This is a genomic window from Terriglobia bacterium, from assembly GCA_020072845.1.
GTDB lineage: Bacteria > Acidobacteriota > Terriglobia > Terriglobales > Acidobacteriaceae > JAIQGF01.
Genome location: JAIQGF010000001.1, coordinates 286,299 through 304,141, shown reverse-complemented (window position 1 = coordinate 304,141; position 17,843 = coordinate 286,299). Strand labels below are relative to the sequence as shown.

General features: G+C 62.6%; 18 protein-coding genes, 1 tRNA gene and 1 pseudogene. 4 read left to right on the top strand and 16 right to left on the bottom strand.

Features of this window, described 5'->3' with window-relative positions:
* The 9 genes and pseudogenes from LAN70_01380 to ispE form a co-directional block, all read right to left on the bottom strand.
* Nucleotides 1-485: pseudogene (locus LAN70_01380) on the bottom strand (group II intron reverse transcriptase/maturase).
* Nucleotides 430-732, bottom strand: coding sequence for a hypothetical protein (locus LAN70_01375; GenBank protein MBZ5509798.1), 303 nt, complete (start codon nt 730-732; stop codon nt 430-432). The pseudogene LAN70_01380 and the gene LAN70_01375 overlap by 56 nt, the downstream one beginning before the upstream one ends.
* A gap of 110 nt (nt 733-842) precedes the next feature.
* Nucleotides 843-1,226 carry a 30S ribosomal protein S18 gene (rpsR, locus tag LAN70_01370; GenBank protein MBZ5509797.1) on the bottom strand — a complete coding sequence of 128 codons (384 nt, stop codon included), beginning with the start codon at nt 1,224-1,226 and terminating at the stop codon, nt 843-845.
* Between the two features lie 137 nt (nt 1,227-1,363).
* A complete protein-coding gene (rpsF, locus tag LAN70_01365) occupies nt 1,364-1,768 on the bottom strand; it encodes a 30S ribosomal protein S6 (GenBank protein MBZ5509796.1) in 405 nt (134 codons plus the stop codon).
* 152 nt (nt 1,769-1,920) lie between these two features.
* The gene (gene pth / locus LAN70_01360; GenBank protein ID MBZ5509795.1) at nt 1,921-2,514 is read right to left on the bottom strand and encodes an aminoacyl-tRNA hydrolase; all 594 of its coding nucleotides are present in this window, start codon (nt 2,512-2,514) and stop codon (nt 1,921-1,923) included.
* 72 nt (nt 2,515-2,586) lie between these two features.
* On the bottom strand, nt 2,587-3,324 hold the full coding sequence (locus LAN70_01355) for a 50S ribosomal protein L25 (GenBank protein ID MBZ5509794.1): 738 nt from the start codon (nt 3,322-3,324) through the stop codon (nt 2,587-2,589).
* Between the two features lie 59 nt (nt 3,325-3,383).
* Nucleotides 3,384-4,436 (bottom strand): ribose-phosphate pyrophosphokinase, encoded by a 1,053-nt coding sequence (locus LAN70_01350; GenBank protein ID MBZ5509793.1) that lies wholly within the window; start codon nt 4,434-4,436, stop codon nt 3,384-3,386.
* 133 nt (nt 4,437-4,569) lie between these two features.
* Nucleotides 4,570-4,643: transfer RNA gene (locus LAN70_01345), tRNA-Gln, on the bottom strand.
* 102 nt (nt 4,644-4,745) lie between these two features.
* Nucleotides 4,746-5,717, bottom strand: a complete 972-nt coding sequence (ispE, locus tag LAN70_01340) for a 4-(cytidine 5'-diphospho)-2-C-methyl-D-erythritol kinase (protein MBZ5509792.1) — start codon at nt 5,715-5,717, stop codon at nt 4,746-4,748.
* Between the two features lie 306 nt (nt 5,718-6,023).
* On the opposite strand from ispE, the gene LAN70_01335 reads away from it, so the two are divergent.
* Nucleotides 6,024-6,566: a polymer-forming cytoskeletal protein gene (locus tag LAN70_01335; protein ID MBZ5509791.1), complete on the top strand. Its 543-nt coding sequence runs from the start codon at nt 6,024-6,026 to the stop codon at nt 6,564-6,566.
* A 101-nt stretch (nt 6,567-6,667) separates the two neighbouring features.
* Nucleotides 6,668-6,871 (top strand): hypothetical protein, encoded by a 204-nt coding sequence (locus LAN70_01330; protein ID MBZ5509790.1) that lies wholly within the window; start codon nt 6,668-6,670, stop codon nt 6,869-6,871.
* A 60-nt stretch (nt 6,872-6,931) separates the two neighbouring features.
* On the opposite strand, the gene murJ is transcribed toward LAN70_01330, so the two are convergent.
* Nucleotides 6,932-8,533, bottom strand: coding sequence for a murein biosynthesis integral membrane protein MurJ (murJ, locus tag LAN70_01325; protein ID MBZ5509789.1), 1,602 nt, complete (start codon nt 8,531-8,533; stop codon nt 6,932-6,934).
* Nucleotides 8,534-8,817: 284 nt separating this feature from the next.
* On the opposite strand from murJ, the gene LAN70_01320 reads away from it, so the two are divergent.
* Entirely contained in the window at nt 8,818-10,194 is a 1,377-nt protein-coding gene (locus LAN70_01320; GenBank protein ID MBZ5509788.1) for an MBL fold metallo-hydrolase, read from the top strand.
* 175 nt (nt 10,195-10,369) lie between these two features.
* Here LAN70_01320 and LAN70_01315 read toward each other — a convergent pair whose 3' ends face one another.
* Complete coding sequence (locus LAN70_01315; GenBank protein MBZ5509787.1) at nt 10,370-11,095, bottom strand: hypothetical protein; 726 nt, start codon at nt 11,093-11,095, stop codon at nt 10,370-10,372.
* A gap of 281 nt (nt 11,096-11,376) precedes the next feature.
* Between LAN70_01315 and LAN70_01310 the strand changes: the two genes are divergently transcribed.
* Nucleotides 11,377-12,249 (top strand): phosphatase PAP2 family protein, encoded by an 873-nt coding sequence (locus LAN70_01310; GenBank protein ID MBZ5509786.1) that lies wholly within the window; start codon nt 11,377-11,379, stop codon nt 12,247-12,249.
* A gap of 43 nt (nt 12,250-12,292) precedes the next feature.
* Here the strand turns inward: LAN70_01310 and LAN70_01305 are convergent, their stop codons facing one another.
* The 5 genes from LAN70_01305 to hemE form a co-directional block, all read right to left on the bottom strand.
* Nucleotides 12,293-13,102 (bottom strand): cytidylate kinase-like family protein, encoded by an 810-nt coding sequence (locus LAN70_01305; GenBank protein ID MBZ5509785.1) that lies wholly within the window; start codon nt 13,100-13,102, stop codon nt 12,293-12,295.
* Between the two features lie 457 nt (nt 13,103-13,559).
* Nucleotides 13,560-13,751, bottom strand: coding sequence for a hypothetical protein (locus LAN70_01300; protein ID MBZ5509784.1), 192 nt, complete (start codon nt 13,749-13,751; stop codon nt 13,560-13,562).
* A 329-nt stretch (nt 13,752-14,080) separates the two neighbouring features.
* Nucleotides 14,081-15,556 (bottom strand): protoporphyrinogen oxidase, encoded by a 1,476-nt coding sequence (hemG, locus tag LAN70_01295; GenBank protein ID MBZ5509783.1) that lies wholly within the window; start codon nt 15,554-15,556, stop codon nt 14,081-14,083.
* Between the two features lie 85 nt (nt 15,557-15,641).
* Nucleotides 15,642-16,637: a ferrochelatase gene (gene hemH / locus LAN70_01290; GenBank protein ID MBZ5509782.1), complete on the bottom strand. Its 996-nt coding sequence runs from the start codon at nt 16,635-16,637 to the stop codon at nt 15,642-15,644.
* Nucleotides 16,634-17,707 carry a uroporphyrinogen decarboxylase gene (hemE, locus tag LAN70_01285; protein MBZ5509781.1) on the bottom strand — a complete coding sequence of 358 codons (1,074 nt, stop codon included), beginning with the start codon at nt 17,705-17,707 and terminating at the stop codon, nt 16,634-16,636. The genes hemH and hemE overlap by 4 nt, the downstream gene beginning before the upstream one ends.
* Between the last annotated feature and the right edge of the window lie 136 nt (nt 17,708-17,843).

The following is a 17,843-nucleotide window of genomic DNA, read 5'->3' as shown; positions in this document are numbered from 1 at the left end:
GACTCCGACGTTTCCGCCAACTTTGATGATCTGCTTCACGAGATGCATGACCTGTGGGTCATCGATTCTCTTGGCAATCTTCTCCAGAAGCACCGAATGCCGGATCATGTCAAAATAGCGCGACAGATCAACATCGATAACTGTGGACATGCGCCGCATCACCCTGCGCTTGACTTCCGCCAGAGCGCGATGCGGCGGCCGCTTCGGTCGAAATCCGTAAGAGTTCGTGCGGAAATCCGCCTTGAAGATAGCTTCCAGGATCAGCTTCAGTGCCCCCTGCACCACGCGATCGCGGATACCAGGTATCTGAAGCGTTCGGGCTTTGCCGTTGCCCTTCGGGATCTCCACCTTGCGTTCGGCATGGGTTTGTACCTGCCTGTGATGAGGTCGTCCCGCACCGCTTGGAGAAACGTGGCCCGTCCCGCGGACTCAATGTCCCGGAAACTCTGACCGTCGATGCCAGGGGCACCGCCGCACCCCCACATCTTGGAGATCGCGGCCGCCGTGCGCGCTGATCGACTTTGCCGCACACTCTGAACCACACTTCTGAGCAGTGCTCCAGGGCACTGTGAGCATCGGCAGTGCCTGAGCGGCGCCCGACTTGTTCGCCTGCGTCGCCTCAATGGCAAGCTTCTTGGGCAGCAGGAAATTGCGCCCGTATCCTTCGGCGACTTTGACCACGTCGCCGCGCGAGCCCAGCTTGGGCACGTCTTCTTTCAGTATCACTTCCATGGCAATCTCTCCAAAATCGGGTGATCCGGTGATCGGATGATCGGGTGATCTGAAGCGCCGATGATCCCGGCACTACCGGCTACGGAACACTGGCCACTAGCCACTGACCACTAGGCGCGTCCCGCAAACGGCAGCAGAGCGATGTTGCGCGCCTGCTTGATGGCGGTGGAAAGCCGCCGCTGGTGCGGCGTGCAAACGCCGGTCAGGCGCCGGGGCACGATCTTGCCGCTCTCGGCGACGAACTGTGCCAGCAGACGCACATCTTTGTAGTTGATGGCGTCGATTTTCTCGACACAGAATTTGCACACTTTCTTGCGGCGGAAATACTTGCGGCCGCCTTCGCGGGAACCTCCGGGGCGCTGCGGGCGCGGTCCGCGCTGACCATAGCCGGGCCCTGAGGACTGCGTGGGGGCGGCGGTCGCGGTCGCGGTCGCGGTCGCGGTCTGCTCGCCGCCATTGGCCGGAGCCGGAGTACGGGTGGTTTCGTCTGCCATGATTCCTCTCTAAAACAGTTTCAAGTTTCAGTTTCAGTTTCAGTTTCGAGTCGGTTCGCTTTTAACGCTTGTTTCAGGGCAGCGGCTCTGTGTGAGGCCGCGCCAACTGAAACTGAAACTCGAGACTGAAACTGCTGTTACGCCGTTGCCGGCGCTGCTTCACTGCCGGCGTCTGCGGCTTCGGGCGCGGGGGCGGGTTTCGCCTTGACGCGCGCGTCGCGCAGGGCCTTGATCTTGCCCAGCCGCTTCAGCTCTTCGTCCACCCGCACGGTGATGAATTTGATCACCGGCTCGGTGACGCGCAGGCGGCGTTCCAGCTCGCGGACGACCTCGCCGGAGCCTTCAATGGTGAACAGCACATACATGCCGTCCTGGAATCCGCGCACCTGGTAGGCGAGGCGGCGCTTGCCCATGCGTTCCGCATTCTTCAGCGTGCCGCCGGCGGTGCTCACTTGCGCTTCCAGCGTCGAAATCAGCCGGTCCAGCTCTTCGTCCACGATATCGGGCCGGACGATAAACATCAGTTCATAGGTACGTTGCATTCGCCTTCTCCTGCTGAAGCTGTCAGCTCTCAGCTTTCAGCTATCAGCAAAATTGAGGTTTCACGTTTCAAGTTTCACGCTGCATGGCCGCTTGCCTTGCATTGAGCTCTCGACAACGTGAAACGTGAAACTTTGAAACAAGAAACTTGTTTTCAATCCTCTTCCGCCGCCGCGCCGCTCGCCTTGCGGTTGAAGCGGTTCATCGCCGCGGCAGGGCCTTCGGTGAAAATCACCTTCACCGCTTCGGCGGCGGCATCCAATTCCTGGTCCACCACCTCGAACTGCGACTTCTTCAACTGCGACAGCCCATACTTGGCGCCGTCGCTGACCGCAAAATCGGGCGCCGTGCCCAGCCGGATACGCAGAATTTCCTGCGTCCCCAGCGCAGCGATCACCGACTCCATGCCCTTGTGGCCCGCCGAACTCCCCCGCTGCCGGACGCGAATCGCGCCCCAGGGCAGGTCGAGCTCGTCGTAAATCACCACCAGGTCGCGCGCCGGATCAATTTTCAATTCGCCAACCAGGTCCCGCACCGACAGCCCGCTCAGGTTCATGTACGTCTCGGGCTTGGCCAGCACGACGTCTTCGTTGCCGATGCGCGCTTTGCCGGTGAGCGCGTGGCAGCGGCGGTTGCTCACTTCCGTTCCGCACTGCTCGGCGATGCGGTCCACCGCCAGGAACCCGAGATTGTGCGGCGTGAACTGGTACTCGATGCCGGGATTTCCAAGTCCGACGACCAGCTTCATGCCGTCAATCAGCTTCAGTTTCAGTTTCAGTTTCAGTTGAGCACGACCTGAAACTCGAAACTGAAACTGAAACTATTTCTTCTCCTTCTTCTCGGCCTTTTCCGGCTTCTCGGCCTTTTCGGCAACCGCCTCGGCGCCTTCCTCGGCAGTCTCCTGCTTGCCCTTCTTGATGACCTCGGGCTCGGCGGGCGCGGCGGCAGCATCGGCGGCCACGGCTTCCGGCGCCGGCGCAACTTCTTCCTTCACCGAGGTGACGTGCGCTACCACCTGGTCGGCCGGGGTAAGAATCTTCACTTTGCTCCGGTCCAGCGGCAGGTCGGAGACGCGCAGCGACTGGCCAAACACCAAGTCGCTGACGTCGGCGTCAATGTGGCTGGGAATATCGCCGGGCAGGCACTCGACCTCGACCTCGCGCAGCACCTGGTCGAGAATGCCGCCCTGCTGCTTGACGCCGGCCGCTTCGCCCTGGAGAGAGATCGGCACCTGCACCTTCAGGCGCCGGTCCATGGCGATGCGCTGCAGGTCGAGGTGGAGCAGAGAGCCCTTGATGGGCTCGTACTGCCATTCGACGATCATCGCCTTGGTGCGCTCGCCGTCGACTTGCAGGTCGAAAATCGTGTTGTGCCCCGCCTCGGAATGCAGGATGCGCGCAATCTGCTTGGGATCCACGCTCACCGACAAGGGCGGCTTGCCGGCGCCGTACACCACGGCGGGCACCTTCCCACTCTTGCGCAGGCGGCGGGCGACGTTCTTGCCGTTCGCCTCGCGGGGCTGCGCTTCTACCACTGTTTCCATCTCTGTCGTTGCCATATTCAAAACCTTTTCATGAGGTCGATGGGTCAGTCGGTCGAGAGACCGAACGACCGTTGCTACGCGAACAACTTGCTCACCGAGGTCTCTTCGTGAATGGACTGGATCGCGCGCGCGACCAGCCCGGCGACCGAGAGCACCTTGATCTTGGGCTCGTTCCGTCCCGCCTCGGAGAGCGGAATCGTGTTGGTCACCACCACCTGCTCCAGCGGCGAAGTGGAAATTCGTTCGATGGCCGGCCCGGACAGCACCGGGTGGGTGGCGCAGGCGACCACCTTGGTAGCGCCGCTTTCCAGCAGCGCGTTGGCCGTCTTCACCAGGGTTCCGGCGGTGTCAATGATGTCGTCGAGGATGAGACAGGGGCGGCCCTTGACGTCGCCGATCACGTGCATGACTTCCGTCTCATCGATGTCGACGCGGCGTTTGTCCACGATGGCGAGCGCCGAATCCATCTTCTTGGCAAAAAACCGGGCGCGCTCCACGCCGCCCGCATCCGGCGAAACCACGGTGAGGTCGGGGAATGCCTGTTCCCGGAAATAGCCCACCAGCACCGGCGAGGCGAACAAGTGGTCCACCGGGATGTTGAAGAAGCCCTGGATCTGGGGCGCGTGCAGGTCCACGATCAGGGCGCGGTCGGCGCCGGCGGTGGTCAGCAGGTCGGCGACCAGCTTGGAGCTGATGGGAGAGCGCGGCTTGTCCTTGCGGTCCTGGCGCGCGTATCCGTAATACGGAATCACCGGCGTGATGCGGCGGGCGGAGGCGCGCTTGAGCGCGTCAATCATCAGCAGCAGCTCCATCAGGTGCGAATCCACCGGATGGCAGGTGGGCTGCAAAACGAAGACGTCAGCGCCGCGCACGTTCTCAAGAATCTGCACGTAGTGCTCGCCGTCGGAAAAGCGCGTGATGTAGGTCTGCCCGCGCGGAATGCCGAGAAAGGCGCAGATCTCGTCGGCCAGCGCCGGGTTCGCCGTGCCGCAGAAAATTTTCAGCCGGTCGTCGCTGCGGCCTCGCATCGGCTTACGCTCCTTCGGCTGTGTGCCGGCGTCCTTCTTTTCGTGCGTCGTCGTAACCACCGTGGTTGCCATAGCATTGCTCGCGGATGCGGTACGCATCTCAGTGGGATCGACTGCCTGGCCCGGTTTTTGTCCCGTGTACATTCGTTCTCGGTTGTCGGTTTTCGGTGGTCGGTTTCCACACCATGATGCGATGACCGAGAACCGACAACCGATCACCGATAACTAATTCTGGCTGGGCGGCCAGGATTCGAACCTGGACAAAGTGCTCCAAAGGCACTTGACCTACCATTAGTCGACCGCCCAATCCCGTTTGGTAATTTCGTAATTGGGTAAATTGGTAATTTTTTCGGGAACCAGGCAAACGCCAGTGTCTTCGCCGGGCCTACAATTTACCAAATTGCCAAATTACGAAATTACCAAATTCTTCCAGTATTCCTGCCGCGTCAACGTCCTGGCCGCTCGCGCCTCGATGCCCTTGGCCCGCAGCGCGCTCGCTGCCTGCTTCGCCGCCGCCGGGCTGTCGAAAATTCCGTACAGCGCGGAGCCAGAACCCGACATCGACGCGTAGCTTGCGCCTTCGCGCTCCAGGACACGTTTTACCTCGCGCAGTTCGGGATACTGAGGAAAGACGACACGTTCGAAGTCGTTTTCGATCCCGGCACGGACGAGGTCGAGAAGCGGTGTCTCGGCCCGGTCCCTGTCCTTGACAGGAACACCGGATAAGGAGCCCGCCAGCCACGCGAACATCGAGCGGCTGAACACATCTATTCTACTGGCCACCCTCGCGGGCGTCAACGCGGCATTCTCCGACGCTGCCAGCGTGTCCCAATCGGCGAAAGCTTTGGGGGTGGATACTCCTACGCTGGGGGTGGCAAGGGCCACCGCCATGGGCGGCGAATCGGGCAGAGGCAGCACCTGCTCGCCGTGTCCGATGCCCAGCACCGTGCCCCCGACCAGGAACAGCGGGACATCGCTGCCGATCTCGGTCGCGATAGCCAGCTTGTCGCCGGCTGAAAGCGGCAGGCCCAGCTCGCGTAGCAAGGCGAGCATGGTGGCCGTCGCGTCGGACGATCCCGCTCCCAGGCCGCCCTGTACGGGCAGGTTTTTTTCGATCTCGATCACCACGCGCCGCCGCAGCTTGAGCGCCTTCATGACGCGTTCCGCGATCCGCCAGCAGGTGTTGGTTTCATCCCGCGGTACCTGCGGATTCTGGCAGCGGATCTCAATGCCGGTGCCCGGACCGGCGCTCACGCGCACGCTGTCGTAGACATCCAGGGTCTGGTACACGGTGCGCAGTTCATGAAACCCGTCGGCGCGCCGCGGCCCGATGTACAGCCCGAGATTGATCTTGGCGAAGGCGCGGAGAGTGGTCGGCATGGGGGAGCGGCAATTGTAATGCAGCGCCTTGCCTCTGGAGCCTGGCTTTCTAAGCGCGAACGAAATTCCCCGGCAGGTACGTCCCCGGATATAACAATTGCCACCCTGCGGCGAAGATTTACACCGCCCTGCGGGGTGCTGCGCAGTCCACCGGTGGAAAAAATGTGCTACAACGGTGGAGGCACCGGGCAACTCGCTTTGGTTGGAATACGAACCGAATCTCGTGCGGTCTGCCCCGCGGCATTCGGTTTGGCCAGCGAAGTGCACGGAAACAACGATCCCCCTTTGGAAAGGACTTGAATCGCGATGTGGAAGCCCACGAACCAACCCGCCACCGGCGGGCCGACCCCGAGCCCGGAACCGCAGCGCGCGAGCGCTCCCACCTTCACGCCTCCGGCGGAGCCAACTTCCGCCGCAGCTCCCAGGACTGCCTCCATGACCTCGCAAGATCAGGCGACCATCGGCAAATCGCTCGTCATCAAGGGCGAAGTGACTGGCTCGGAATCGCTTTACATTGACGGCCGCGTCGAAGGATCCATCAACCTCTCCGGTAACCGCGTCACCATTGGGCGCAACGGAGTGGTCAACGCCAACATCAACGCCCGCGAGATCGTCGTCACCGGCAAGGTGCGCGGCAACCTCGTGGCCAGCGACCGTGTGGACATCCGTAACGAAGGCTCACTGACGGGCGATGTCATCGCCCAGCGTATCTCCATCGAGGACGGCGCTTACTTCAAGGGTGGGATTGACATCCGCAAGCCCGGCCAGAAAGCCAATGGCGAGGCCAAGGATGCCGGCATGCCGGCCGAGACCGGCACGGGCACGTCCGCGACCGGCGCGCGCGCGTAGGAACAGTTTTGAGTTGTGAGTTGTGAGTTCTGAGGGATCGTGGGTTCGAGTGTCCGCACTCGCAACTTACAACTCAGAACTCGCAACTCGGGTACTCCCCAATGTTTGAAAAATTTCTCCAGTTGCTCTCCATGACCTGCCGCCACAAGCACACTTCGCAGCCCTTTGCCGCCGTCAGCGTGAACTCCATTGCCCCCCGCAGCGAATGGGAACCCATGGGCGCGCGCACCGGCCACTACATCGTTTGCCTGGATTGTGGGAAGAGGATCCCCTACGACTGGGCGAACATGCGCCGCATCGGCTGAGCGAGTTGCGGGTCCCGAGTTGCGAGCGGGCACTCACGACTCACGACTCGCGACTGTCTGTCACCTCACCCGCCGCAGCCGGCGCCACACGCCTTCCATCATCGAAATCCCCATCCAGTGGGTCAGCGCCAGGTAGATTCCACCAAACGGCAGCAGCACGCAGGGCCCGACCAGCAGCGGTGAGTGGCCGCGCAGCGCGGTCTCGATTCCGTATCCGGCGGCCGCAGCCAGCAGCGCGGCGAGCCACATCTTCAGCACGCTTGCCATGGAGTAGGGCACGGTCCCAATGCGGTTCTGCAACGATCTCCGCAGCAGGACAAACTCGATCCACCCGGCAACGCCGGCCGACAGCGTCAATCCGGCAACTCCCCAGCGCCGGTCGATGCCGAGCAAAGGCGGCAGCGGCAGCGCGCAAAAATAGCCCAGCGCCAGCGTGAGCGCGACACGAACGACGGCAAACTTCAAAGGCGTGCGCGTGTCCCGAAGCGCGTAAAACGCCGAGGAGTACAGCCGCCCCGAGGTCGAAGCCAGCAATCCGACCGCCGAGCCCGCGAGTACACCCCAGACGTAGGTCACGTCGCGGGCGGTGAACTGGCCGGAGCGGTAGATGGTCGCCACCACCACGTTGCCCAGAAACAGGAACGCTGCGGCCGAGGGGACCACGAAGAAAGCGATCTGCTGCAGTCCCTGCGCCAGGCGTTGGCGCAGCGCACTGGCAATCTCCTCGGTGCTGCCCAGGGCGCTCGACATGGCAGGCAGTTCGGCGGCCGACACCGACATCCCGAACAGGCTGACCGGCAGCGCATAGAGCGTCTGCGCATAGCTGAGCGCCGCCACCGCCCCGGTGGGCAGAAAGCTGGCCAGCAGGGAATCAATGTAAGCGCTGATCTGCACCACGCCGCGGCTGACAAATACCGGGAAGAAATTCTTCACCACGCCGCGGACGTGCTCGGAGCCCAACCTTTTCGGAATCCGCAGGGGACGCAGGAAGCGCAGCACGGCGGGAAGTTGCACCGCAAACTGGAGCGCGCTGCCGGCCACCGACCCCAGGGCGACCGTTACCGCCAGCCGCGGCTGGGATTGGTGTCCGCCCTTCCACAGAAACGCGGCAATGATCGCCGCATTCCACAGGATCGGGGCGGTGTAGGAAAGCAGGAACCTGCGATGGCTGTTGAGAATGCCCAGACACCACGCGGAAAACACCAGCAGCCCCGCGCCCGGAAACAGGACTTGGACCAGCCGGATGGTGAGCAGGCGCTTATCGCCCGCGAAACCCGGGGCGATGGCAGCAATCAGCCATGGCGCCGCGAACACGCCCACCACCACCAGCACGGAGGTGATCAGGAACAAGAAGACGAATGTCGCTTCCGCCGTTTCCGAGGCTTCATCGTGGCGCTGCTCGGCATTCAGCCGCGCATATACCGGAATGAAGGAAGCGGACAGCACTCCCTCGCCGAACAGGTTCTGCAGGAAATTGGGAATGCGAAACGCGGCGCGGAATGCGTCGGCGGCATCGGAGTTGCCAAAGTAGTGGGCGAACACCCGATCGCGCACCAGGCCGGCAATCCGGCTCAGGAGAATTCCCAGCGCGACGGTGGCAGCAGAGCCCCGACCCGCTGATTCCTGTTTTCCGGGCTCTACGTTTTCCGCGGGCGTGGACATCGCTAGCCGGATTGTACCGTGCGAGTTGCGAACCAGTACTGAGTACCGAGTACCGAGTACCGAGTTACAAACGCGCCTCGGGGCCCGGGACCATGCAACAAAAATTATGTTATCGCTTCAGAAAAATGTCCCTCAGGGGCTAAAGCCCACTATTTTTGCGGCCTCGAGCGGCACGGCTGAAGCCGTGCCCTACCCAAGAACCGATTTTTGCAACCAGGTACTAGGTACTTAGGTACCAGGTACTATTCCGGTGATAAGCTGTCCGTCGGGGAGGGTGGCTCGCGATGCAATTCGAGCAGTTTTACCTGAACTGTCTGGCGCACGCTTCCTACCTGATCGGCTCCGGCGGCATTGCTGCCATTGTCGATCCGCAGCGCGACATCGAAATCTACCTCAAGGCCGCCGAAGAGCACGGCCTGAAGATCGCCCACATCTTCGAAACCCATCTGCACGCTGACTTCGTCTCCGGCCACAAAGAGCTGGCACAGCGTACGGGCGCGAAAATCTACATCGGGGAACGCGCCGGCGCCAAGTTCCCGCACGTAGCCCTGCGCGACGGCTTCTCGCTCCAGTTCGGCGAAGTCGAAATCCGGGCGCTGGAAACTCCCGGTCACACACCGGAAAGCACGTGCCTGGTGATCGTCGACCGCGAGAAGAGCGCCGACCAAGCCTGGGCCGTGCTCACCGGCGACACGCTGTTCATTGGCGACGTGGGACGCCCCGACCTGGCCGAGGGCTACACGCCGCAGCAACTGGCCGGCGCCCTCTACGACAGCCTCCACCAGAAGCTGCTTACGCTGCCCGACGAGGTGCTGGTGTATCCGGCGCACGGCGCGGGCTCGCTGTGCGGCCGCAACATGCGCGCCGACCGCTTCTCCACCATCGGGTCCGAGCGCCTCACCAACGCGGCGCTGCAGGTGAAAACCCGCGACGACTTCATCCAAGAACTGACCACGCACCTTCCGCCGCGCCCGCAATATTTTGCCGAGGACGCGGCCATCAACCGCGAAGGCGCCGCAGCGTTGCAGGACCTGCCGCCGCTGCCCGCACTTTCTCCCGACGACGTGCGCGAGGCGCAAGCCCACGGCTACGTCCTGCTGGACACGCGCGCCGGCGACGACTTCGCGCGCGGCCACGTTCCGGGTTCGGTGAACATCGGGCTGGGCGGCCAGTTCGCCTCGTGGGCGGGAACGGTGCTGGGCGTCGGCGCCAGGATGATCGTCATCGCCGAATCGGACGAGAAAGCGCAGGAGGCGCGCCTGCGGCTGGCACGCGTCGGCATCGAGCGCGTCATCGGTTATCTGAAGAATGGTGTACGCGGCTGGGAAGAGGCGGGCAACTCTCTGGAAAAGATTCCGCAGATCACGGCCGCACAGTTGCGCGAACGCCTGGAGCAACTCACCGTGCTCGATGTCCGCCGCGAACCCGAGTGGCAGTCGGGCCACATCGAGGGCGCGCACTGGCACGCGCTCGACGACTTTCCGCGCGCCCTGCCCTCGCTCGACCGCGACGCGCCCATCGCGGTGCACTGCAAGGGCGGCTACCGCAGCATCATCGCCGCCAGCCTGCTCCGCCGCGCCGGCTTTCGCAATGTTACCGACGTGCTCGGCGGATACGATGGGTGGGTTGCGGAGTCAAAGGTTACTGTCACCGCGAAATGAAACTCATCCACCACGGAGGCACCGAGCATTTCGTGATTTGGTAATTGGGTAATTTGGTAATCTGCCGGTTTCGTAATTCACATCGAACGTACTCGGGTTCAAGAATTACCAAATTACCAATTTACGAAATTACCAAATTCCCCTCCATGCCTCCGTGTCTCCGTGGTGAGCTTCGCTACTGCCCGCCGTGATGATGTTCCATCTGCCGCTCGACCGACCAGATCGAGTCCTGCGTCTTCTCGTTGGGATAGACGTGCACCATCCAGCCGAAAATCTGCGGACGGAACCTGCCGCCGGCGGCGGTGCATTCCTGCTCGGTGGAAATGGAGCCCAGCAATCCGAACTTTGCCTTGGGGCCGAAGTATTCGCTCTCGCGGCCGCGGGGCGCGGCACAAAAGTTCACGTGCTCGTGCCAGCGCGCGATGCTCAGCGGAACGCGCGAGTCCATCTCGTCCGCATTGACTCGCGCGGGCGCGGTGTACATCAGCCCGATCAGCTTATAACCGCCGTCACTGGCTTTCTCGTACAGCAGCGACGTCGGATGGTCCGGGTTCAGCCGGAACGCCGCTTCCATCGCGTACCCGGCGTTGGTGAAGTGATACATCTTCTGCTTCATGTTGGGCAGGAAGATGCGGAAGCCGTCGGCGAGCGCGTCGTGATAATCGGCGTAGCGCTGCATGACGCCTTTGGCCGCCTGCACGATCTCGTCGGCGCGCTGTTGATCGCCGGGGCGCACGGGCCGCATCTCGGTCATCTTCATGTGCGGGCCCATGTCCATGTGGCGGCGGGACATGGCGTGCATGGCATGGTCCATGCCATCTTCGGATGGCGCAGGCTTGTCTTGGGCGGCGGCGAACGACGCCAGCAGAAACACGGCGGCAAGAAGAAACAGCCTTTTCATCGCTTCACCCCACGTCCTTAGAACCCCAATTGTAGCCGGATGACGCGAAGGAATGGCTGCGGATACGTGTTGGGTTACTGTCCGTATTTCCCGCATTCCGATCGATTGGCCCTGCGATGCAATGCCTCCGTTTGAGCGGGTATTGCGTTGGTAACCCCCGAATACGGTCGTTGCACTTACACTTAAGGAAACCTTAATATATTCGGCGGTAGAAGCGTAACCGTTTCACCGGGTACGTTTGGCCGGGCGGTGTCGGTGGGGCGGCCGCCCTAGAGTGCTGAATGAAATACTTCCTTGACATCGTGCAGGGCTTCGACCTTGGCACTTATCACTTCTTGAGCCGCTTTGCCGGCAATTGGTTCATCGACCGCCTCGTCTACTTCCAAGAATCGGAGCGAATTCTCAAGGGTGGCTTGATTCTTGCCGCATACTGGTGGCTTTGGTTCCGCGGCGAATCAGACCGGGAAAAGCGTCGAAAGGCGATCATCACCATCATGTCCGCGACAGTGCTCGCGGTTGTGGTAACTAGAATCCTAGCAGCGGCCACGCCCCTTCGCCTTCGGCCCATCTACGTTCCGAACTTGGAACACCACTGGTCGGTTCCGATCGACGCTTCTTTCGCACAATGGAATTCATTTCCCAGCGATACGGCAACATACTTCTGGGCCCTCGCATTTGGCCTCATAGTCCTGTTACCCCGTCTCAGAGTTCCCATTGTGCTGTACACGGCAGGATGGATCTGCTTCCCCCGGGTCTACTTTGGTTACCACTACGCGTCCGATATGGTTGCAGGTGCTGTAATCGGAGTGGCTGTGGCGTGGGCAGTGCTCCGGGCCGAAAGGTTGCAATCCGCCATTGTGCCGCGGGTTGTCGCGTTCGCGGATTCAAGGCCCCACGTGTTCTATGCGGCTGCATTTCTGATTAGCTTCGAGATGGCCACGGTTTTCTGGGACATTCGGATGTTGGAGCGTAAGTTGGTACACGCCACTCGGATGCTGGGACACCACGCATCGCGCGCGCCGTCTCCATCAAGTCCGGCCGATTCGCTGTTGGCATTCACAGCTTTGCTGCTTGTGGTAGTAGCAGCAATTGTTATCTTGCACATCAGACATAGTGCACGCGGCCGCATGCAGATCACGCCCCACCGTCGCTGAGAAGGGCACAGATACTCTCACCAGCAGTCTTCGTTGCGCCCCTTCAAAGCCGGTTGGTCAGTGCCAGCTCTTCCAGGTTCAGCTTGCTCACGCCAGGGATCGCTTCCACGAAGGCGCGGATCTTCTTTGCCTGCCCCGGCGTGTCAATGTCGCCCTTGACCGACACCGAGCCGCTGCGCGCCACCACCTCAAACTGCAGGTCGCAGGTAGCCGGATTCATCGCCAGGTTGGCCTTGACGCAGCTGGCCAGCGCCAGGTCCTCGATCGCCGCCTGCGTCTCGGCCGTGGGCTGAAAGCTCTTCGACTCCGCCAGGGCACAGATGCCCTCGCAAGCTTCCTCGATGCTCATCTGCTCCAGGTTGAGCACCACGTCGTAGAGCGAAGCGTCAGCCCAATCCACGCCATAGAGGAAGCGCGTCCACTTGCGCCGGTCGGCGTCGACGGTTTCGATGTACTCGACCGCTTCCTTGCGTTTCAAGTTCATGCGCTCCTGCACCTGGGCGATACGGAATTCCATCGGCGCAATGATGCGCGTGCGCAGAATGTGCAGTCCCTTGCCGAGGAGAAGATGGCCGGCGAGACCGTGGTAGATGGCGTCGCCGTGCCGGACGTCCTCGGCCAGCGCCGCCTGGATGAAGGCCAGGTAAATGTACTTGGTGTGCTGCGACTGGCCGAAAAAGCTGGGCGGCTTTTCGATGGCTGTCCGCAGATCGTCCTGCGACACGCCCCATTCCGCCGCCTTGCGGATCACCTGGTTGCGATCAATGTAGCGGTATCCGAGCCTGCGGGCGAGAGCCTCGGCCAGCATCTTGCCGCCGCTAAACGATCCTCTCGATATGGTGATGATTGCCACGGTCGCCTCCTCTTCGTGCGCTTGCCCGCCGCGGCTGTCCCGGCGGCAAGGTACAACCCGAACAACTACCACCTGGAGCCAATAAATACGGTGACGGGCCTCACCGTTGCGCGTGCGCCTTTTTGGGGTTAACCGGGGAGAAGGGTTATGGCTCAGAAATCAATCGGTATGGCGAAGGTCAGGGTCGGTGGGGATTTCCGGCCGGCTGCCCTCAAAGACGAGGGTTGGCGGTATGTAGTAGCGCTGGCCGCAACGGTCGCAGCGATACGCTCGAATCAGGAGCAGGCGAAAGGCAACTGATTCGACCATGCCCCGCCGGTGAGAACGATGGAGCTCGCCATCGCAGTTCGGACATTTGTCGACAGAGTAGATGAGCTTCACTGGGATACAGACTACCCGCCGGGGTGGGCAGTGGCCGTGACGTGGATCACAACCAAGGCGGGCGAATCAGGGTTGTCTAGTGGCGCCAGGAATACAGCCGCAGCAGGCAGTCGTGGCAACTTTTCAGATGCAGCCCGAATAACTTCAGCGCCTGCGCTGCCGGCTTTCCCGACGGCAGGCGATCGACCTTGTGGCTGCCGCAGCGAGGGCAGCGCTTGATCGGCATGACCAGCGCAAACAGGCGCGACATGGTGATGGACTTCGACATCCGATGTGCTCAGTGAGTTGAGGAGCGTTTGCCAGACTAATCGCAACCTACCCGACGGCCACTGAATCTATCACCGTCTGGTTTGAATTGCACTGTGATTGGCGCTTGGAGTATTGTTTGCCTTATTCCGATCCTGCGATATTTGATCTCGAAAGCACGCTGTCCGGCGTGCGGCAGCACAGACGTCGGGCGTTCGCACCGCGCCAATCGAGGAGAAATCCTCTTGTCGTGGATTCGCTTGTGGCCCTTGCGGTGCAACGATTGCGGTACCCGGTGGATGGTGGCGAGCTGGAACGACCCCAAGGACTCGCCCGACTAGGCCGCCACCATCAGGCGTTGCGATTGGCCAGCAGCGCTGTCGCCGCCGCCTGTCCCGACGCAATGCAGTCCGGAACCCCGATGCCGCGATAGGCGTTTCCCGCCAGCTCCAGCCCCGGAATCCCGCGCCGCAATTCTTCAATCCGCCGCACCCGCGCCAGGTGGCCGCGGACGTACTGCGCCATGGCGCCGCGCCAGCGGTACACGCGCGCGAAGCGGGGCGCGGCGGTAATGCCGACGATGTCACGCAGGTCCTTGGCGACGGCGGCGAACACTTCATCGTCGGGCGTGTCGAGCACCGCCTCGTTTCCCCAGCCGCCGATAAAGCAGCGCACCAGGCCGCGGCCGGGCGGCGCGCGGTGCGGAAACTTCACGTGCACGAAGGTGCAGGCCAGGATGCTGCGGCCCTCGCTGCGTGGAACCAGAAACCCGAATCCCGGCGGCACGGAGGCGAGATCGCGCTGGTCGTAGCCGCAGACCACGACCATCGAGGAACTGTAGGGAACCTGCTGCAACTCCTCCGCCAGCGGCGCGCTGATTCTTTCCAGCAGGCGTCCCGCCTGGTTGGCCGGAAGCGCCATGATGACCCCGTCGAATTCTTCCATCGAGCCCTGCTCGGGGGCGACGATCCACTTCTCGGACACCCCATCACGCGCAAAACCGGCGCGTGCTGGGGACCCCGTGCCGTGGCGGCCGAGCGCGACCACCTTGTAGCCGGTGCGCGCGGCGCCCTCGGCGAGCTGGGGCACAATGGTGTCCACCAGTTGCTGCATCCCATTCTTGAGTGAGGTAAACAGCGGACGCGGCGCCCCGCGTGCGCTGCTCGCGCCGGTGCGCACGGCTTGCTCGCGTTGCTTGCGCGCTTCGAGCATGCCGCGGCTGAGCGAGCCATAGCGCCTTTCCATCTCGACAAAGCGCGGCAACACGGCGGCGGCGCTGAGGTCGGCGGCCGCTCCGCCATACACGCCGGCCAGCAGCGGGTCAGCCAGGCGCTCCACCATCTCCGGGCCGAAGTGGCGCTCCACCAGTTCGGCGACGGTTTCGTCGCGTTCGCCGCCGCGCGCATTGGGTTTCTGGAAGTATTCGCGGGCGAAGCGCAGCTTGGCGCGGAAGGAGAACAGGGGCGTCGAAAGGATGGGCGCGATCTTGGTCGGCACCATGAACATCAGGCCGTCGGGAATCGGGACCAGCCGGCCCTTGACGAGGATGTAGGTGATGCGATCGGGATCATTGGAGCCGATGAGTTGGTCGCCCAGCCCGAGCGAGCGCACGAAATCCAGGCCCCAGGATTTTTCGGTCAGGAAAGAATCAGGCCCGGCTTCGACCAGGCAATCGTCCACGCGCTCCGTGACCAGTACGCCGCCCAGGCGCGGCGCGGCTTCGAAGATAGCGTATTCGAGTTCTGCGCCCGCAGCCCGCGCGCGCTCCAGCGTGATCGCGGCGCTCAGTCCGCTGGTGCCGCCGCCGATGATTGCGATTCGCTTCATGAAAAATCTTAACCGCGGATTTGCACGGATTCACACGGATAAATCTTTTGAAAAATGATCCGTGAAAATCTGTGTCAATCCGTGGTTAATCCTCTCCTTTGATCTGCACCAGCGGTTTCGTGGGTTCCGGCTGCACCAGGCGCGAGCGCGCAACGTCGGCAATCGCGGCCAAGAACGTAGGCGAATCGTTCAGCGACTCGGCGCGCCACAGCCGGATGCCGTGCTTCTCGGCGAACTGCCGGAAGCCGATGTCAATGTCGTACAGCACCTCGACGTGGTCGCAAACAAACCCAATCGGCTGGATGAACACGCCGCGGTGTCCTTGGGCTTGGAGCGCGCGAATCGTGTCCTCGACCGTCGGCCCGAGCCATGTGCCGCCGGACATGCCCTGGCTCTGGAAGGCGAAGGTCCAGTCGTCGCGGTGGAGCGACGGCACGTCCATGGCGACCATCTCCGCGGTTTCCTTCGCCTGCTGCTCGTAAGGATCGCCGGCCTCGATGGTTTGCGTTGGAACACTGTGCGCGGTAAAGATGATGGGCACGCGCGCGCCCATTTCGTCGCCGGCGCGCTTCCAGCCCGCTTGCAGCTTTTCGGCAAAGGCGCGGATGAGCAGCGGGTGATCGTGCCAGTTCTCAACAAAGTCGATGGCGAACGGTGGTTCGCCCAGCGCGCGCCGGTAAAGCCCAACGCTGGCCTGAGAATTCTGCGGCGCCAGGCAAATGACGACCGCGCGCGAGATTCCGTCGGCGGACATCTGCTGGACGGCGTCGGCGACGAACGGCTTCCAATTGCGCATGCCTACGTACACCCGCGTTCGAGGGCGAACGCGCTCCAATTCGCGTTCTACGCCAGCGGCCTGCTGGAGCGTGATTTCCGTGAGCGGCGAGTGGCCGATGAGCCGGTAGCGATGCTTGACCTCTTCCACGACGTGCGGAGGGAGATCGCGTCCGGCGATGTTGCGCAGGAAGTCCGGGACCTCGTCAGGCGTGTCGGGACTGCCGTGGGCGAGCAGGAGGACCCCCGTCGACGGTCGACGGTCGGCGGTCGACGGCCGATTGGAATTCGCGGTTGGAGAGGTCATTGTGATTCGCCGAACCATTCGACCCGGGCGGCCGTCGCGTACTTCGCCGAATAGTGGTGCACGAAGTCGCAGAGGTCCTTTACGTGGTCCACGGGGGTGTCGGGCAGAATGCCGTGGCCGAGGTTGAAAATGTGGCCGGGGCGTCCGCCGGCGCGCTGCAGCACGTCTTGCGCCTGCGCGTGGATTTCCTTCTTGTTGGCGAACAGCACCACGGGATCCAGATTGCCCTGCACGGCGCCGCCGCCGATGTTCTTCCACGCGGCGTCGAGCGGGATGCGCCAGTCCACGCCGATCACGTCGGCGCCGGTTTCCTTCATCGCCGGCAGCAGCGTGGCCGTGTCGGTGCCGAAATAAATCACCGGCACGCCGGCGTGCTTGACGCGCTGCACCAGTTCCGCGGTACGCGGCAGCACGAACCGCCGGTAGTCGGCGGGGCTGAGGCACCCGGCCCAGGAATCGAAGACCTGCACCACGTCGGCGCCGCTGCGCGCCTGCTCGATCACGTAATCGCCGAGCACGGAGATGAGCTTGGCCATCATCTCGTCCCAGGCGTCGGGGGTGCGGTACATGAGCTTCTTGGTCTCGACGTAGTTGCGCGAGCCGCCGCCTTCGATCATGTAGCTGGCCAGGGTAAAGGGCGCGCCGCAGAAGCCGATGACCGGCAGCTTCGACCCGCAGTGCTGCACCACCAGCCGCACCGATTCCGCAACGTAATTGAGATCGCCGGCCAGGTCCACGCGCAACGCGTGCACATCCCCGGCGGTGCGCACCGGTTTCTCGATCACCGGACCTTCGCCCGCCTGGAAGTGGAAGGGAATGCCCATCACTTCAAGGGGCAGCAGCAGGTCGGCAAAAATGATGGCCGCGTCCACGCCGAGAATCTCCGCGGCTTCAATGGTGACCTGCGCCGCCAGCTTGGGGGTTTTGCAGATTTCGACGATCGAATGGTGCTTGCGCACCTCGCGGTACTCGGCCATGTAGCGGCCCGCCTGGCGCATGAACCACACCGGCGTTACCGGCGTTGGCTGGCCCTTGCAGGCACGGACAAAGTGGGATTCGGGGGCGGACATGAAGCTATCAATGTAGCATTTCGCGGGGGCGTTAGCCGTTGAAGGATCTATCGGTCAGTCAGTCTGTCGGTCTATCCGCCTCAAGGTTCCAGGTGACGCATCTAGACCGAAGGACCGAACGACCGACAGGCCAAGG

Bases quoted from the DNA above. Each gene is read 5' to 3' on its own strand.
- murJ (MBZ5509789.1), bottom strand. From the start codon at position 8,533: ATGTCCACGCCCGCGGAAAACGTAGAGCCCGGAAAACAGGAATCAGCG.
- pth (MBZ5509795.1), bottom strand. From the start codon at position 2,514: ATGAAGCTGGTCGTCGGACTTGGAAATCCCGGCATCGAGTACCAGTTC.
- LAN70_01310 (MBZ5509786.1), top strand. From the start codon at position 11,377: ATGAAATACTTCCTTGACATCGTGCAGGGCTTCGACCTTGGCACTTAT.
- LAN70_01320 (MBZ5509788.1), top strand. From the start codon at position 8,818: ATGCAATTCGAGCAGTTTTACCTGAACTGTCTGGCGCACGCTTCCTAC.
- hemG (MBZ5509783.1), bottom strand. From the start codon at position 15,556: ATGAAGCGAATCGCAATCATCGGCGGCGGCACCAGCGGACTGAGCGCC.
- LAN70_01335 (MBZ5509791.1), top strand. From the start codon at position 6,024: ATGTGGAAGCCCACGAACCAACCCGCCACCGGCGGGCCGACCCCGAGC.
- LAN70_01350 (MBZ5509793.1), bottom strand. From the start codon at position 4,436: ATGCGTACCGCATCCGCGAGCAATGCTATGGCAACCACGGTGGTTACG.
- rpsF (MBZ5509796.1), bottom strand. From the start codon at position 1,768: ATGCAACGTACCTATGAACTGATGTTTATCGTCCGGCCCGATATCGTG.
- LAN70_01315 (MBZ5509787.1), bottom strand. From the start codon at position 11,095: ATGAAAAGGCTGTTTCTTCTTGCCGCCGTGTTTCTGCTGGCGTCGTTC.
- LAN70_01355 (MBZ5509794.1), bottom strand. From the start codon at position 3,324: ATGGCAACGACAGAGATGGAAACAGTGGTAGAAGCGCAGCCCCGCGAG.
- LAN70_01330 (MBZ5509790.1), top strand. From the start codon at position 6,668: ATGTTTGAAAAATTTCTCCAGTTGCTCTCCATGACCTGCCGCCACAAG.
- ispE (MBZ5509792.1), bottom strand. From the start codon at position 5,717: ATGCCGACCACTCTCCGCGCCTTCGCCAAGATCAATCTCGGGCTGTAC.
- LAN70_01375 (MBZ5509798.1), bottom strand. From the start codon at position 732: ATGGAAGTGATACTGAAAGAAGACGTGCCCAAGCTGGGCTCGCGCGGC.
- rpsR (MBZ5509797.1), bottom strand. From the start codon at position 1,226: ATGGCAGACGAAACCACCCGTACTCCGGCTCCGGCCAATGGCGGCGAG.
- hemH (MBZ5509782.1), bottom strand. From the start codon at position 16,637: ATGACCTCTCCAACCGCGAATTCCAATCGGCCGTCGACCGCCGACCGT.
- LAN70_01300 (MBZ5509784.1), bottom strand. From the start codon at position 13,751: ATGTCGAAGTCCATCACCATGTCGCGCCTGTTTGCGCTGGTCATGCCG.
- hemE (MBZ5509781.1), bottom strand. From the start codon at position 17,707: ATGTCCGCCCCCGAATCCCACTTTGTCCGTGCCTGCAAGGGCCAGCCA.